Source organism: Pantoea stewartii (assembly GCF_011044475.1).
GTDB lineage: Bacteria > Pseudomonadota > Gammaproteobacteria > Enterobacterales > Enterobacteriaceae > Pantoea > Pantoea stewartii.
The window spans coordinates 207,376-223,448 of record NZ_CP049116.1 but is presented as its reverse complement, the minus strand read 5'-3'; the positions used below and the strand labels follow the sequence as shown (position 1 = coordinate 223,448).

Here is a 16,073-nt window from a genome sequence, read left to right as displayed (position 1 = left end):
AAGTGAGATACCATGTCGAACAAACCTTTTTATTATCAGAACCCCTTCCCTCTTACCCACGAGGATACCGAATACTACCTGCTCAGCCCTGACTATGTTTCCGTTGCTGAATTTGACGGGCAGGAGGTGCTGAAAGTAGAACCTCAGGCGTTAACCTTACTCGCGCAACAGGCTTTTCATGATGCTTCCTTTATGTTGCGCCCGGCCCACCAGCAGCAGGTGGCCTCTATTCTTGATGATCCTGAAGCCAGCGATAACGACAAGTATGTGGCACTCCAGTTCCTGCGCAATTCAGAAATCGCGGCCAAAGGTGTGCTGCCAACCTGCCAGGACACCGGTACAGCCATCATTATGGGGAAAAAAGGTCAGCGCGTGTGGACAGGTGGAGGTGATGAGGCCGCCCTGTCAAAGGGGATTTACAATACCTATATCGAAGACAATCTGCGTTACTCACAGAACGCGGCGCTGGACATGTATAAAGAGGTCAACACCGGGACTAACCTGCCCGCCCAGATCGATCTCTACAGCGTGGATGGTGACGAATACAAATTTCTCTGCATCGCCAAAGGGGGCGGTTCAGCCAACAAAACCTATCTGTACCAGGAAACCAAAGCCCTGCTCAGCCCGGGTAAGCTGAAGAATTATCTTGTCGATAAAATGCGCACCCTGGGCACCGCCGCCTGTCCGCCTTACCATATCGCCTTTGTCATTGGCGGTACCTCTGCTGAAAGCACGCTGAAAACCGTGAAGCTGGCGTCAACGCACTACTACGATGGCTTGCCAACAGAAGGCAACGAGCATGGCCAGGCATTCCGCGATGTTCAGCTGGAACAGGAATTACTTGAAGCCGCACAGCAGTTAGGGCTGGGCGCACAGTTTGGCGGAAAATATTTCGCCCACGATATCCGCGTTATCCGTCTGCCACGCCACGGCGCATCCTGCCCCGTCGGTATGGGCGTCTCCTGCTCCGCTGACCGCAATATCAAAGCCAAAATCAACCGCGACGGTATCTGGATTGAGAAGCTGGAAGCCAATCCTGGACGCTATATTCCTGAAGCGCTGCGCAAACAGGGTGAGGGCGAGGTGGTGCATATTGACCTGAATCGCCCAATGAATGAGATTCTTGCACAGCTTTCTGAGTATCCGGTGTCCACCCGTCTGTCCCTGACCGGCACCATTATCGTGGCCCGCGATATTGCGCATGCGAAATTGAAAGAACGTATTGATAACGGCGAAGGCCTGCCGCAGTACATCAAGGATCACCCGGTATACTATGCCGGACCGGCAAAAACGCCTGAAGGCTATGCATCGGGTTCACTGGGCCCGACAACAGCAGGCCGCATGGATTCCTATGTTGACCTTCTGCAGGCAAATGGTGGCAGCAAAGTGATGCTGGCAAAAGGCAACCGCAGCCAGCAGGTTACTGATGCCTGTCATAAACACGGCGGGTTTTACCTGGGCAGTATTGGCGGACCCGCGGCAGTTCTGGCGCAACAGAGCATCAAGAGCCTGGAGTGTGTGGAATACGCTGAGTTAGGAATGGAAGCAATCTGGAAAATCGAAGTAGAAAATTTCCCGGCCTTCATTCTGGTCGATGACAAAGGAAATGACTTTTTCCAGCATATCGAACGTGAACACTGCTCGCGCTGTGTAAAATAAGCTGGCAGTAACAGAAAACGGCCCCCTGACAGGGGCCGTTTTTTTTAGCGCTGCAAACGTTGCAGAGCGTGACTGATGCTTTCATCACCTGCGGTCAGTTCAATGATTTTGTGATTCAGTTGCGGTGTTTCAACGAGCGCCACCAGCGTGGCGGCAACGTCTTCACGTGGAACCGCTCCGTAGGGGATGGCGTAACCGGCTCGTACGGTGCCACTGCCCGCCGTATCCGTTAACGTCCCGGGACGCAGGATTACCCAGTCAAGCTGACTTTCCACCAGGCGAACATCCGCCAGCCGCTTCACATGCATGTAGTTCTCGAAGCCTTCAGACGTTTTTTCGCCCCGCGCCGCATCCGGAAAAACCGACACCAGCAAAAAACGGTTAACCCCCGCCTTCTCTGCTGCAGCAACCGCCAGCGCCAGACCCTGACCATCAATAGCATTGGTGAGTTCAATGCCAGCACCACCCGCCCCTGCGCTGAAAATCACCACCTCATGACCGGTCATTTTCTGCGCCAGCGTCTCAACACTGAGTTTTTGAAGATCGCCCATGATCGGTGTCGCGCCCACAGCGGTGATGGCTTCGGCCTGCTCCGGTTTACGGTGCAGCGCCGAGACCGCATGCTGTCTGGCGCAGAGCTGTTTCGTCAGGTGAGTGCCCACTTTTCCCGCCGCGCCAATGATAAAACACGTTGCCATCGTCCTGATCCTTATTTCACGTCAGTCAGACTACAAGTATAACCCTTAGCGCAGCGGCGATGGCCTTGCGCTGACAGGGCCGAATCCCGTTACTGCGGGATGATTTTTTCCTGCTTCAGCTTATCGAACAGCTGGATGAATGAATCCAGCGTGCTGCGGTAGCCGGTAAACCCCGCTTTACGGCTTTTACTCATATCGGTAAAGGCTTCCATTGGACGGCCCAGATCGGCGTCAGTGTGCCACCATGACGCCAGTCGGGTGACGTCGCTCTCGCGCAGGTTTTCGCGCCCGGCAATGGCCTGCCATACGCTGGCAGCGTCCTGCATACGGCCATCGAGCGGCATCATTTTTGCCGGATAAGCAGCGGCTTCAATACCAAAATATTCAGCCAGTTTCGGCCACATCCAGTTCCAGCGGAACACATCACCATTGACAGCGTTAAAATCCTGATTGGCCGCGTCTGGACTGGTTGCCGCCCACTCAAGTTGTTCAGCCAGGAGATCCGCATCGGTCATATCCACAACGCCGTTCCACTGTTCAGGTGAGCCCGGGAAGATAAACGGCCAGCCTTTTTCTTTACACAAGGTCGCGTAAACGGCCAGCGTCTGCCCCATGTTCATGGCATTGCCGAGCGCATAGCCAATGATGGTATGGGGACGATGGACACTCCAGCGGTAGCCGTACTTGTCAGCGCCTGCAAAAACCTCATCTTCCTGCGCGTAATAAAAGTTATCAACGGGCTGACGACCTTGTTCTTCACGGAAAGGCGTAACCGGCACCGCACCTTTACCGTAAGCCTCGAACGGCCCCAGATAGTGCTTCAGTCCGGTGACAAGGGCAACATGCGCCCCCTGTAAGCGCTCGCCGAGTGCCTCAATGACATTACGGATCATCCCGCCATTGACGCGGATATTCTCTTTTTCGGTGTCCTGACGCGCCCACACGCTGAAGAATACCGCATCGGGTTTCGTATCTTTCAGGGTAGCGCGCACCGCATCGGGATCGGTCAAATCGGCCGTCAGACTGTGGCAGCCTTGCGGAACAGCGCCGCGACCGCGGGATAATCCGCTGACCTGCCATCCGTCTTTCATTAACCTTTCAGCCAGCGCTCGTCCGATAACCCCGCTGATTCCGACAATCAAAGCCTGTTTTTGCATGTTAATTCTCCTCGTTTTGCGTAATGCTAAGCGTAATAGAGAATTTAATTCCTATTATTGGTAATTATTCACAGCATTCTCAACCTGAGTTCATCAATCATGCACGATCAACGTCTTAAGGATATTGTTCCCTTTGTTGCCAGTGTTGAAAGCGGCAGTTTTACTGCTGCGGCAGCACGTCTGCATGTCACCGGCTCCGCCGTCAGTAAAAGCGTCAGTCGGCTGGAAGCGCGGCTGGGCTCGCGCCTGCTGGAGCGCACAACACGCAGGCTGCAGCTCACCGATGCCGGTAACGCCTATTACCAAACCTGCATACGCATCATGGAGGAGCTTGCTGAAGCTGAGTCAGTTCTGGCAGCACAACGTATTATTCCGTCAGGACGCCTGCGACTCGCTGTGCCGCATACGTATGGTCGCCTGAATGTGATGCCGTTGCTGATTCCGTTTTGCCAGCAGCATCCCGAGCTTGAGCTCAGAGTGAGCTTTTCAGATCGTTTTATTGATCTCTTCGACGAAGGTATTGATGTCGCGGTCAGGATTGGCGGATCCGCCGATTTACCAGCCTCAATGGGTAGTCGCTACCTGGGACGAGAGAGAATGGTGTTTTGTGCATCGCCAGCCTGGCTGGATCGCGAAGGCCGGCCACAGGACGAACAGGCGCTGATGCAACATCGGGCCATTCTTTACGAACGCGCGGATAACACGCCCAAACCCTGGTTATTCCCCCGTGAAGAAGGACATGTCCAGTGGCGAGATATGCCGTTTCGGATGGCATTGGGTGATGTAGATGCGCAACTCCAGGCGGTCATAGCCGGACTTGGCATAGCGCAAATGCCCTCCTGGCTGGTAAACAGTGCCGTAGCTAAAGGCGAACTGGAGATTATCCTGCCACAATTACAGCCTGATGGTCTGGCCCTGAGCGTCATCTGGCCACGCCGTAAGCAACTGCTGCCGAAGGTAGATGCCTTGTTATCCGCACTGACACAGCTGGTGATTCGCTAAGTGATCAAAGATCTCACCTCTGCGGCCGATGGGCGTTCGGCACGGCCAGCGCAGAAACACGCGCGGGATGATCTTCTGTCACACACGCTGTGGCCTTTATTGTGGCGTGGCGCTAATTTATTGTGTAGCCGGTGGAACGGATAAGCCTGTAAGGACAAATAAGGTATGGCATTTCAGAACGCGAACACTTCGGATTATGCACATAGCACGGCGCCACGCGGCACGTTAACACCGGCGGCAGTCTGATGGCTCTCCTGCCCCTTCTGTGCCGTCTGTGTATTCTGGCAGGGATAGCTTTTGCGCTGTCAGGCTGTGCGCGCCAGGATGTGTTGTGGATGGTGACGAACGACGTTTGCAGGGTGAACTACGCGTACACTGGCTATCCTGCCCCCTGCCAGCAAGTCTATCTTGCAAAAGGGGAACAGCAGGGCTTCAGCGTTATTCAAAATCCACGTTATCCGTATCATTTTATTCTGGTGCCCACACTTTTGTTATCTGGTATCGAAAGCCCCTTATTGTCGTATACGACCCGCACAGACTATTTCGGTTATGCGTGGCTGATGCGTTATCGCGTAATGGCGGCGTATGGCGGAACGGTGCCGGAAGACAGGCTGGGCATGGCTGTCAATTCCGCCTGGGGGCGCAGCCAGAATCAACTGCATATTCATCTCACCTGCCTGCGGGAAGATGTCTATCGCCAGTTACAGGCTGAACGCCCTTATATTCTGGATGACTGGCATCCCCTGCCAGACAAATTGTTAACGCACACTTATTATGCGCGACGCGTCCTGCAGCCCAGTGTGATGGGCATTTATCCTGTTGCATCCGTTGCCCGCGATTTTCATCTGTCTCCGACTCAGTTGGCGGAATACGGGATTGCCGTTGTTCCTGCCACGTTTTCAGGAAAAAACGGCTTTATCCTGCTGGTGACGCGACGAGGCTGGGATAAAGGGAACCGGGCATCCGTCGAATCGCTTCTGGATAAAAATTGTGAAATTCTGCACGACCCAACACTGCTCCCTCCGCAGGCCTCCCCAGTGGCAACGATGAAGACAGTGCCGCATCAATAAGGGGATGGCACGCTATGGCATAAAGCCTGACCGCTGGCAGCCTCAGAGCCCCTCACACAGTCAGCCAGTCATTAGACTAAATTACACAAAACGTGAATTTTTTCATTTTGTAACTTTAACGTTATGTTACTGAGTATTTTTACTGCCATGATGCATTGCGTTACGCATTGAAATGTGGTCGTTACCCACACCTTCTTATCAGCTACAGGGAAAAGCACATGTCACAACGGTCACTTCAGGCGCTGTGCCTGATGAGTTTTTTTCTGGCCGACGTCAGAGACGGCCTTGGGCCCTTTTTAGGCATTTTTTTGACAGAACGCCACTGGAGCCCGGATGAAATAGGCCTGGTGATGACCTCAGGCGGTATCGCCGGACTGCTCTCAACGTTACCGGCGGGTGTGGTTGCCGACGCCACACGTTACAAACGCTTTATTATCCTGGCGGGTTGTGTCGTGATTACGGTCGCTACCTTACTGCTCTGGTACAGCAATCAGTCATGGACGGCGATTATTTCGCAAATCGTCGCGGGCATCGCTGCCGCCTTCATCGGTCCGACGGTGGCAGGTATAACGCTGGGCCTGACCGGGCAAAAAGGTTTCAACCGTCAGATGGGACGCAACGAAGCCTATAACCATGCGGGTAATACGCTGGCGGCTGTCCTTGCAGGTTTTGCCGCCTGGAAATGGGGGCTGGGTGCGGTGTTCATCCTGATGATGGTCATGGCGGTATTTGCGGCTATCGCCACCCTGGCTATTCGTGCAGACGATATTGACCATGATGTGGCGCGCGGCCTGGACGATAAATCGTCGGATAAACCTACGCTCAGCCTGTGGATACTGGCGCGCAAACCGGCGTTGCTGGTGGCCGGATTGACGCTGCTGCTGTTCCATCTGGCTAACGCTGCGCTGTTGCCCATGCTGAGCATGCGTGTGGCCTCCTCAACCGGACCTGATACGGTGGATCCCGGCCTGTATGCTGCCGCAACGGTCGTAATTTCCCAGTTAGTGATGATCCCTGTCGCGATCTTTGTCTCTAAACGTGTCGATCACATTGGCTATCGCCGTTTAATCATGACCGCACTGTTAATGATGCCACTGCGCGCGGTTATTGCAGCAGAATTTCCGGAGACCTTTTTCGTGGTTCCCGTACAAATCCTGGACGGTATTGCGGCCGGGATACTGGGCGTCGCCGTGCCGGGCTATATCGTGTCGCTGTTGCGCGGCAGTGGGCACGTGAACGCTGGCCAAAGTGTGGTAATGCTGATGCAGGGCGTTGGGGCGTCCATGAGCCCAGCCATGACAGGCCTGATTGTGGCCCGTTACTCTTACAGTATTGCCTTTAGCGCATTAGGCTGCATTGCCCTGGTAGCCTTGATGTTGTGGTGGTTCTCGGGCCGGACACCCGAGGCGAAGCCTGCCTGATGTGCCCTTCTCTGCCAGCCCTGGCTGGCAGAGAGTCTTCGCGCACCACTTTTAACGGGCTCCCGGGTCACTCTCAGTGCCTTTTCGAAAACATGGCAAAATGTAAATAAAAGTAAAAACTCATTTTCTGCTATCTCATTTATAAGACAGTCTTTTTTCCCAGAGACTTGCAAAAAATGACATTCATCGACTATGTTTCTACGCTGCGGTTAAGAACGCTCTATCATTAAAGTTACTGGCCTCTTATAGCTTTCACTTCCTTCTCTTCCGTTAACCTCGCTGACTGGCTGCGAAAGCTATAGGTCGTCCCATTTAAGTCGTATGAGGAAAATATGGATACTAACCATTCATCGTCAACCAGGCCAAAAAAGCATTTCTGGAATAAAAGGCCAAAAAAACTCACTGTTGATGATATTACCGTTATTGATAATGACATGCTGAAGCGGGCAGTAGGGGCCGCGGCATTAGGCAATGCCATGGAGTGGTTCGACTTCGGGGTTTACAGCTATCTGGCGGTGATCATCGGTAAGGTTTTCTTTCCCGATGCCAATAACGCGATTCAGCTTATCGCCACCTTTGGTACTTTTGCGGCCGCCTTTTTAGTGCGTCCACTGGGTGGGATGGTCTTTGGTCCACTTGGCGATCGGATTGGACGCCAGAAGGTGTTGGCGATAACGATGATCATGATGTCGATTGGCACATTTTGTATCGGCATTATCCCTTCTTATGCCTCTATCGGGATCATGGCACCCATCCTCTTGTTGGTCGCCCGCCTGGTGCAGGGGTTCTCAACGGGTGGCGAATACGGCGGTGCAGCCACCTTCATCGCAGAATATTCAACAGACAAACGTCGCGGTTTCATGGGCAGCTTCCTGGAGTTTGGAACGCTTGGCGGTTACCTGCTGGGCGCGTGTCTGGTGACGGTCATGACTTCGGTAATCTCGTCCGAGGCGATGATGTCGTGGGGCTGGCGCGTGCCTTTTTTTATCGCCGCACCGTTGGGCTTGTTCGGCCTGTATGTGCGTCTGAAACTGGAAGAAACGCCGGCCTTCAAACAGCATATGCAAAAGCAGGAGGAACTGGAGCAAAGCAAACCGCGCCTGAGCCTGTTTAAGATGCTAAGTAAGCATCGTGTCCCGATGATGAAATGTATCGGCCTGGTCCTGTTATTTAACGTGTCGAACTATATGCTGACGTCATATATGCCCAGCTATCTGACCGGCGTGCTGGGTTTACCTGAACTGAGCGGTCTGTTACTGGTCATGGTTGTCATGTTTGTGATGATGCCGCTCACGCTGATGTGGGGCCGCTGGACCGATCGCATTGGGCGCCGCCCGGTGATTGGTTTCGGTGCGGTAGGGCTGATTTTGCTCTCCATCCCCTGCTTTATGTTGATCGGGACACATAATATGTGGGCCGTATTTGCGGGACTGTTGATTCTGGGCGTGCTCCATACCTGCTTCAGCGGCACAATGCCCTCGACATTACCGGCACTGTTTACCACGGATATTCGTTACAGTGCGCTCGCCATCGGCTTTAATCTGTCTGTATCGTTGTTTGGCGGGACAACCCCGTTACTGACAGCATGGCTGGTCGATACCACGCAGAATACCATGATGCCAGCGTACTATATGATGGTGGCGGGTGTGATTGGATTACTGACGATTCTGACGGTCAGGGAAACCGCCCGTAAGCCGTTAAGCGGTTCATCCCCCGCTGTGGCAACTGAAGCTGAAGCGCATAGCCTGATTAGAAAACTGGATAAAAGCGCAGAACCAGTGCCACCCTCACCAGCCGACGCGAAATAAAGCAAACTAACCAAAAACACCCTGCACATGCAGGGTGTTTTTTTGATCGCATAGCACGTTAGTCATTGCCGAAACGGGCGACGGTGCTTGCAGCAGCCAGCGCATGCCCTTTAAGTTTACTCAGCAGTTGATCATGCGTTAAACCGGCTTTGAGCGCAGACGGCGGCAGGTCTGTGGCAATAAGCACAAAGTTGTAGTGATGAAGCCCAGATCCCACAGGGGGACAAGGACCATAATAGTGCGCCGTACCCGGTGAATTCTTACCGCCGGTATAGCCTTTCCCCTGCGTCAGTTCGCCCTGAGCAAATGCGCTGCGTTCAGCGGCAATATTGTATGCCACCATATGCGTAACCCCGAGCCCTTTTGCGCCAACAGGATCGGTCATCAGCAAGGCAAAGCTTTTTGTTCCCGCCGGTGTTTCGGACCAGTTGAGTTCAGGAGAAACATTCTGCCCGGTACAGGCTGGCTTACTTTTATCTGCGCCCGCGAACTTCTTATCCAGCACGCCATTATCACTAAAATCTTTTGACTGCAGCGTCAAAGCCAATGCCGCAGGACTCAAACAAATTAATAGCAGAGAAATCAGTTTATTCACCGGGTACTCCTGTGCGAAACCGTATTGAGAGGAGGTAAGCGTGAGGCACGTTGCCGTAAACAGTATATGTCGCAAAGCCTGGCTGTGCAGAAGCATGAGGCGCTATGAAAGCGAGGGCTGTCATTAGCCTGAAGGCTTACGGTAAGCGCGAGCATGCTGTTACATAATCGCCTGAACTTTCGACGATTTCAGCATGAAATCGCCAGCTCACCTTGTCTGCTCTACGGTTTACCTTCTTAGAAAGGCATTGTTTTTTTATTTACACAAAAGGTCTGATACTTGATCTAAGTCACAAAAAACCGCATGATCGTAACAAATCATGAATCAGGGATAAGGGCTCAAATGACACTTTATCAACACATGTTGGTTTTCTACGGCGTGGTTGCTTTTGTTGCCGCGCTCATTACGTTTTTTATCGCCCGCGACAAACTCAGCATTAAATTACTGAGTGCCTTTCTGGTGGGTGCAACCTGGCCGATGAGTTTCCCCGTCGCCCTTATGTTCGCGTTGTTTTAAGGCCTTTCTCCTGCCCGTGCCGGCTGGCTTTTCCTGATCGCTTTTCTCTCTGCCAGACGTTTCCCTGCACAAGCCTGCGTGATATCGCACCTGTTCCGCGCAGTCTGCTTTACATACGGACGCCATCCTTTTACAGATGGCGCGCGCCCTGCCTGCCGTAATCGGGATGCTTTTACCGCGCCGTTGCCCCCTCCTCCTGAGGTTGTTGTTTTGCCAGCGTACGTGCCAGTATCGTTGAATACAGCGGTGTACCGCCGAAATACTGTGCAGAGAGTGTCGCACCGAGACAGGTAATAATCATCGGCAGGATCAACTGATAATTGTTGGTCATCTCCAGTACCAGAATAATTCCGGTGAGCGGTGCCCGAACAGAAGCGGCAAACAAGGCGCCCATGCCTGCTACGGCAAACGTCGCGGCTTCAAGATGATAGGCTGGGAACAGGTTAACGCACAGTTGCCCCACGCAGGTACCCAGTAAGGTGCCCAGCGTCAGCATGGGGGCGAAAATGCCCCCTGGGGCGCCAGAGGCAAAACACAGTAGCGTGACGACCGCCCGCAATAAAAATAAGGACAGTAAGGCAATCGACGTATAGTTTCCTGCGGTAAAGTCGGGGATGAGCGTAATCCCGCCGGTTACGCCCTGGGGCAATATCAGCCCCAGTAAGCCACATAAGCCGCCCAATAACGCCCCACCCAGGACCCAGCGTGATGTCCGTCCCTGATGCAGCCTTTGAAACAGATCCTGAAGGGTAAATATCAGGCGATTAAAAGCGACGCCACAACCGCCAAATAAAATCCCCAGCAGTAAATATAACCAGAGCGTCTGGATCGGAGCGTCTTTTAACTGACCAATATTGATAATGGGCTGATTACCGTTCAGCGCAAGAAAAACGATGCTTGACGTACTGACGCCCACAAACACGGCTTTAATGGAGATAAGGCTAAAGCGGAACTGCAGGCGCATTTCTTCAATGATAAACAGAATGCCCGCCAGCGGTGCATTAAAGGCTGCGGCCAGACCTGATGCGGCCCCGGTAGCCAAAATAGTGTGGCGGGATTCAGAGGAGCGCATGCGAAAGATATCGAGGCACATACGCCCGATGTTACCACCAATCTGAACCGTCGGGCCTTCACGACCCAGCACCATGCCAGAACCAATTGCGCCAAGTCCGCCAAAGAATTTAACCGGCAACACGCGCCACCAGCGCACCGGCCTCAGTTCTTCCAGCGCACCTTCGATTTCAGGAATGCCCGAACCGCCTGCTTCCGGCGCAAAGCGCCTGACAAGAAAATAGCCTGTCGCGGCCAGCACGGCGGAAAAAATAAAAGCGTAGCAGCCAAGAAGAAAGACATTATTTTCATGCTGGCTCAGCCAGTTGACCCGCGAATGAATCACCCAGCCAACGGCTTTATCAAACGCCACCGCGGTCAGGCCAGTCAGCACACCCACCAGCGCGGCCATCAGCAGCAACGCGGCCGGTGTTTTGTCTCGACGTATAATATATTGCAACAGACGGAGCCGACGAGGCCGAAAAATCCCGTGTCGGTTTGAAACAGAAGCGCGCATGCCTGACCTCAAATATCCTGCTGAAAACTGACCACCCAAATTAAATCGAGAGGTTAGCGTATTTGCAGCATTATTCCTCGCTTTTATTTATCTCTGGATTTTACTACGCCAGCAACGCCTGCTGTTCTGCCGCTCGCCACCCGCGAAGAACATGATTTGAGGATGTGCACGGCAATTTTATCCATAAACCATTGATTTGCGCCTGAAGGGCGCTCATCATCCTGCGCCATCATCGCTTATTCTGGAGTGAAACGTGTGACCACGCTGAGTAATGCCTTGCTGGAAGAGGTTCTTGAACAGGTTCGTCCCTTAATTCATCGCGGTAAGGTAGCCGATTATATTCCGGCACTGGCCGACGTGGCTGCCGATCATTTAGGTATTGCCGTCTGTCTGCGTGACGGCACAGTCTTTCAGGCGGGTGATGCTGAAACGCGCTTTTCCATCCAGTCGATTTCTAAAGTCCTCTCCTTAACTGTTGCACTGACGCGCTATGAGGATGCGGAGATCTGGCAACGCGTGGGTAAAGAGCCCTCAGGTCAGCCGTTCAATTCACTGGTTCAGCTTGAACTTGAACAGGGAAAACCGCGTAATCCTTTTATTAACGCCGGCGCGCTGGTGATCTGTGATTTGCTTGAAACGCGTCTTACAGCACCGCGCCAGCGTATGCTTGAGATTATCCGTCAACTGAGCCAGCAACCTGATATTCAGTACGATCGTCATGTCGCGCGTTCAGAGTTTGAACACTCAGCCCGCAACGCGGCTATTGCCTGGTTAATGAAGTCATTTGGCAATTTTGACAACGACGTGACCAACGTGATGCAGACCTACTTTCACTACTGCTCATTGTCCATGAACTGTATTGAACTGGCCCGCAGTTTTATTTACCTGGCAAACCAGGGAAAAACGCTTGACGGCTCGGCGCTCATCACCTCCCGTCAGGCCCGGCAAATCAATGCCTTGATGATCACCAGTGGCATGTACGATGGGGCGGGTGAATTTGCCTGGCGTGTCGGCATGCCCGCAAAATCGGGCGTTGGTGGCGGTATTATTGCCGTGGTCCCGGGCGAAATGAGTATAGCGGTATGGTCACCCGGGCTGGACAGTGCAGGCAACTCGCTGGCAGGCACTGCTGCGCTGGAGTGCCTGACTGACAGGCTGGGCCGCTCAATATTCTGACTCAGCTGACAACATTTACAGGCCGGTTTTGCTCAAAGCCAGCCAGATTGACCATGATGCCTTGCAACAAATTGTGCATACCACTTTTGCTTGCCCAGGCAATATGCGGCGTGACAAGCAGATTCGGCACATCGGCCTGAAGCAGAGGATGATCGGCTGGCGGCGGCTCACTGCTCAGTACATCCAGTGCCGCTCCGGCTATCGTGCCCTGTTGCAATGCCTCCGCCAAATCAGCTTCATGAATCAGACCGCCACGCGCTGTGTTGATCAACAGCGCATGGGGTTGCATCTTATTCAGGGTTTCACTGTAAATCAGATGCCGGGTTTGTTCGCTCAGGGGACAATGCAGCGAAATCACATCGCTTGCGGCCAGCATCTCGTCAAAACTTACATAGCCCTCACGCACCCTGGTGCTGCCCCTGCGTTCGGCAAAGCACACCTTCATGCCGAGCGCCTGTGCCAGCCTGCCCACGGCGATACCAATGTCTCCTTTTCCCACAATGCCTAATGTTGCCCCCGCAATATCCTGAATGGGTGAACGGTGAAAACAAAAATGAGAAGAGGCAGGCCATACTTCACGCGTGAGCGTCGCGTATTCCACTATCTGGCGACGCAACGCAAAAATAAAGGCGATCACGCATTCTGAAACGCTTTGCGTTGAATAGCCGGGGATATTACTCACGACGATTCCACGTTCCCGACACGCCGGAATATCAATGCAATCAAAGCCCGTGGCGGTGACGCAGATGTAGCGCAGGTCAGGAAGGTGCGCCAGCGTCGCCGCACGCAGCGGGACTTTATTAGTGATGGCAATCGTTGCGCCCTTTAACGCCTCAATAATCTCATTGTCGTGCGTTTCTTCACGAAAACACCAGTCGCTGCACCAGTCAGGTTGAGAAGGAGGGACGGGCAGCGTGCCGCCATCAAGCGTTACGATTTTCATGACGTATCCTTTATCACGTTTTGCGGATGAATAATGTTGCTCAAATGTATGGCAGCAGTAACAGATAAGTTATTCTTAATATCTAATTAAGTGAAGGTGTTCAAAAGGTGCTAATTTTTTGGGGCAAAAAGGCATTTCTTTTAACCCTAAACTCTCTGACGCGTTACACTGCCGCCTCTATCGTGTACCCGACTACCGCCGTTCAGATGATTAACGCCACCCATTATAATCGACAACGTTTTACCGCCTGTCTTGCGATACTGGCGGTGCTGCTGTTGTTCATTGCACCGATGGTATCCAAAAATCTGGCTGAAAATCGTGACGCGATGGCGATGTCCGACATGACGATGCTGGATCAGCATAACGATATGATCATGGCCGACATGCCGATGGGGGATCACCATAGCGATATGGCCATGGGCGATCACAGCATGATGATGAGTGCCTGTGGTTATTGCGATCTGCTGGTCCATATCCCCTTTATGCTGTGGGTGTTTATTCCGTTCATCTGGTTAATGTGTTTAATTAGCCGGGCCCCACCGACTCCCGATACGTTTTGCCCTCTGTTACCGCGCCACAAGCGGGTTTACCGGCAGCGCGCCCCACCATTGCAAATGCGCGCCTCAGCTTAATGTGATCTTTTCTTCTTCGTCATCCACGAAGAAGAAAAGCCCGGTATTCTCGAAATATGGAATCGCTATGAGTGTTTCACAAGAAATAACATCGCCGCCGCGCGGCACGGTACTGAATGTTTTGCGCCGTTTGCATTTTTACATTGGCCTGTTTATTGCGCCGTTTATTTTTATTGCGGCATTAACCGGCACGCTTTATGTCCTGACGCCACAGATAGAAAACGTAATTTATAAAGATGCGTTAACCGCGGAACCTGTGGGTGCCGCTCAGCCGCTGTCCGCTCAGATTGCTGCGGCGCGGCGATATGTTGGTGATGCGCGGATTTATGCGGTACGGCCTGCGCCCGGCGCTCATGACACCACTCGCGTGCAATTTACGGATGCACAGTCAGGCCCCTCAGAGTCACGCTCTGTTTTCATCGATCCTTATACGCTTCGCGTCAAAGGTGATATGACCGTATACGGCACCAGCGGCGTGTTACCTCTGCGGATGTGGCTTGACCAGATGCATCGTGGACTGCTGCTGGGGGATGTTGGCCGCAACTACAGTGAACTCGCGGCGTCGTGGTTGTGGGTAGCGGCGCTGGGCGGGATCGTGTTGTGGTCTGGTACCCGGCCCCGGCGTCAGGTAAAAACGCGCAAGACGGGTTTTGCACTGACACGATACTGGCATATTACGCTGGGCCTGGTGTTATCTCTGGGGTTGATCTTTTTCTCCGTTACGGGATTGACCTGGTCGCAGTGGGCCGGGAGCAATATTGATAAAATGCGTAGCGATCTTGGCTGGCTGACACCGCAGGTCAGAACGGCGTTAAACGGGGCTGCACCCTCTGCGCCTGCCGATCCCCACGCCGATCATCATCCCGACATGGACGGCATGGTGATGGAGACTTCAATGCCGGGTCATCATGCCAGTATGCCCGCCGTATTCAATCAGCCGGACGCGGACTGGGACAGCGTTGAACACGCCGCGCGCCTGGCCGGTTTACACGCTGCCAAAATTGAGCTGCGCCAGCCCAAAAACCCTGACCAGGCCTGGACGGTCAGTGAGATAGATCGTCGCTGGCCGACGCAGGTCGACTCGGTATCCGTAAATCCGCATGACTTCAGCATTGTTGATCACGTTGAGTTTGCCCGTTTCCCGCTGGTCGCAAAACTTACGCGCTGGGGCGTGGATGCGCATATGGGCGTGCTGTTTGGCTTACCCAATCAGTTGCTTCTCGCGTTCTTTGGTTTTGGTTTGTGCGCCATGATCGTGCTCGGCTACCGCATGTGGTGGATTCGACGCCCGGCACTGCCGCAGGCCAATCCAGTGCAAACGCTGCTCGCGGCCTGGCTGGCGTTACCCCGCTATCTTCAGGGCTCAAGCCTGATTCTCGCCCTGGCTCTGGGTTATGCGTTGCCGCTGATGGGCGTCAGTTTAGTGGTCTTTGTGCTGCTGGATCTGCAACGCTGGCGTAAAGCGCAGCGTGCGGTACGCCAGGTGGTCGCTACGCCGGAAGATCAACAATCGCCGCTGGCGATTGTGCAGTCCCGTTTTGCAGTAAAGCGTAAAGAGATGCGCTATTTCCTGCGCAGTGTCGCCATTCTCGCCATTATTGTCGGAACGGTGATGGCTCGCGCCATGGTGAGTGGTGTAATTGAGCAATACAATATTCCGTTCAGCGACTGGACCGCGATGATGTATATCACGCAGGCCTTGATGATTTTGCTTTATACAACAGTGTTTACAGGCTTAATGTCCATTCCGCTCTGGTACTTCTTCCTGGGTGAAAGCGACGAGCAAGGTAAATAAACAATGTCGCCCGCTAAAAGCGGGCGACAGTGCT

At 53.4% G+C, this 16,073-nt stretch carries 15 protein-coding genes; 9 read left to right on the top strand and 6 right to left on the bottom strand.

The genetic code is table 11. The features are described from left to right. Nucleotides 1-12: 12 nt before the first annotated feature. A complete protein-coding gene (gene fumA, locus G5574_RS22485) occupies nt 13-1,659 on the top strand; it encodes a class I fumarate hydratase FumA (protein WP_006122067.1) in 1,647 nt (548 codons plus the stop codon). Nucleotides 1,660-1,703: 44 nt separating this feature from the next. Here fumA and G5574_RS22480 read toward each other — a convergent pair whose 3' ends face one another. Next, a complete protein-coding gene (locus tag G5574_RS22480) occupies nt 1,704-2,357 on the bottom strand; it encodes an SDR family oxidoreductase (RefSeq protein WP_039339312.1) in 654 nt (217 codons plus the stop codon). An 89-nt stretch (nt 2,358-2,446) separates the two neighbouring features. Beyond that, on the bottom strand, nt 2,447-3,514 hold the full coding sequence (locus G5574_RS22475; RefSeq protein WP_164483344.1) for an SDR family oxidoreductase: 1,068 nt from the start codon (nt 3,512-3,514) through the stop codon (nt 2,447-2,449). A gap of 99 nt (nt 3,515-3,613) precedes the next feature. Between G5574_RS22475 and G5574_RS22470 the strand changes: the two genes are divergently transcribed. The 4 genes from G5574_RS22470 to proP all read left to right on the top strand — a co-directional run bounded on the left by G5574_RS22470 (nt 3,614) and on the right by proP (nt 8,815). After that, nucleotides 3,614-4,516 (top strand): LysR family transcriptional regulator, encoded by a 903-nt coding sequence (locus G5574_RS22470; protein ID WP_006122064.1) that lies wholly within the window; start codon nt 3,614-3,616, stop codon nt 4,514-4,516. A gap of 245 nt (nt 4,517-4,761) precedes the next feature. Beyond that, nucleotides 4,762-5,586 (top strand): CDP-diacylglycerol diphosphatase, encoded by an 825-nt coding sequence (locus G5574_RS22465; protein WP_058702475.1) that lies wholly within the window; start codon nt 4,762-4,764, stop codon nt 5,584-5,586. Between the two features lie 218 nt (nt 5,587-5,804). Next, complete coding sequence (locus G5574_RS22460) at nt 5,805-7,007, top strand: MFS transporter (protein WP_039339306.1); 1,203 nt, start codon at nt 5,805-5,807, stop codon at nt 7,005-7,007. Between the two features lie 332 nt (nt 7,008-7,339). Next, entirely contained in the window at nt 7,340-8,815 is a 1,476-nt protein-coding gene (gene proP, locus G5574_RS22455; protein ID WP_054687877.1) for a glycine betaine/L-proline transporter ProP, read from the top strand. Nucleotides 8,816-8,873: 58 nt separating this feature from the next. Here proP and G5574_RS22450 read toward each other — a convergent pair whose 3' ends face one another. Next, the gene (locus G5574_RS22450; RefSeq protein WP_054687876.1) at nt 8,874-9,410 is read right to left on the bottom strand and encodes a YbhB/YbcL family Raf kinase inhibitor-like protein; all 537 of its coding nucleotides are present in this window, start codon (nt 9,408-9,410) and stop codon (nt 8,874-8,876) included. Between the two features lie 342 nt (nt 9,411-9,752). On the opposite strand from G5574_RS22450, the gene G5574_RS22445 reads away from it, so the two are divergent. Then, a complete protein-coding gene (locus G5574_RS22445) occupies nt 9,753-9,926 on the top strand; it encodes a GhoT/OrtT family toxin (protein WP_006122059.1) in 174 nt (57 codons plus the stop codon). A gap of 172 nt (nt 9,927-10,098) precedes the next feature. Here G5574_RS22445 and clcA read toward each other — a convergent pair whose 3' ends face one another. Together clcA and G5574_RS22435 are read right to left on the bottom strand one after the other, a co-directional pair. Continuing rightward, nucleotides 10,099-11,493, bottom strand: coding sequence for a H(+)/Cl(-) exchange transporter ClcA (gene clcA / locus G5574_RS22440; RefSeq protein WP_033742298.1), 1,395 nt, complete (start codon nt 11,491-11,493; stop codon nt 10,099-10,101). 83 nt (nt 11,494-11,576) lie between these two features. After that, complete coding sequence (locus G5574_RS22435) at nt 11,577-11,726, bottom strand: hypothetical protein (RefSeq protein WP_155489655.1); 150 nt, start codon at nt 11,724-11,726, stop codon at nt 11,577-11,579. Between the two features lie 22 nt (nt 11,727-11,748). Here G5574_RS22435 and glsB point away from each other — a divergent pair, with 22 nt between their 5' ends. Then, on the top strand, nt 11,749-12,669 hold the full coding sequence (gene glsB, locus G5574_RS22430; protein WP_006122057.1) for a glutaminase B: 921 nt from the start codon (nt 11,749-11,751) through the stop codon (nt 12,667-12,669). Nucleotide 12,670: 1 nt separating this feature from the next. Here glsB and G5574_RS22425 read toward each other — a convergent pair whose 3' ends face one another. Next, nucleotides 12,671-13,612, bottom strand: coding sequence for a D-2-hydroxyacid dehydrogenase (locus tag G5574_RS22425; RefSeq protein WP_164483343.1), 942 nt, complete (start codon nt 13,610-13,612; stop codon nt 12,671-12,673). 206 nt (nt 13,613-13,818) lie between these two features. Between G5574_RS22425 and G5574_RS22420 the strand changes: the two genes are divergently transcribed. Continuing rightward, a complete protein-coding gene (locus tag G5574_RS22420) occupies nt 13,819-14,244 on the top strand; it encodes a DUF2946 domain-containing protein (protein WP_133745802.1) in 426 nt (141 codons plus the stop codon). A gap of 67 nt (nt 14,245-14,311) precedes the next feature. Continuing rightward, nucleotides 14,312-16,039 (top strand): DUF2534 family protein, encoded by a 1,728-nt coding sequence (locus tag G5574_RS22415; RefSeq protein WP_058702480.1) that lies wholly within the window; start codon nt 14,312-14,314, stop codon nt 16,037-16,039. Nucleotides 16,040-16,073 lie beyond the last annotated feature (34 nt).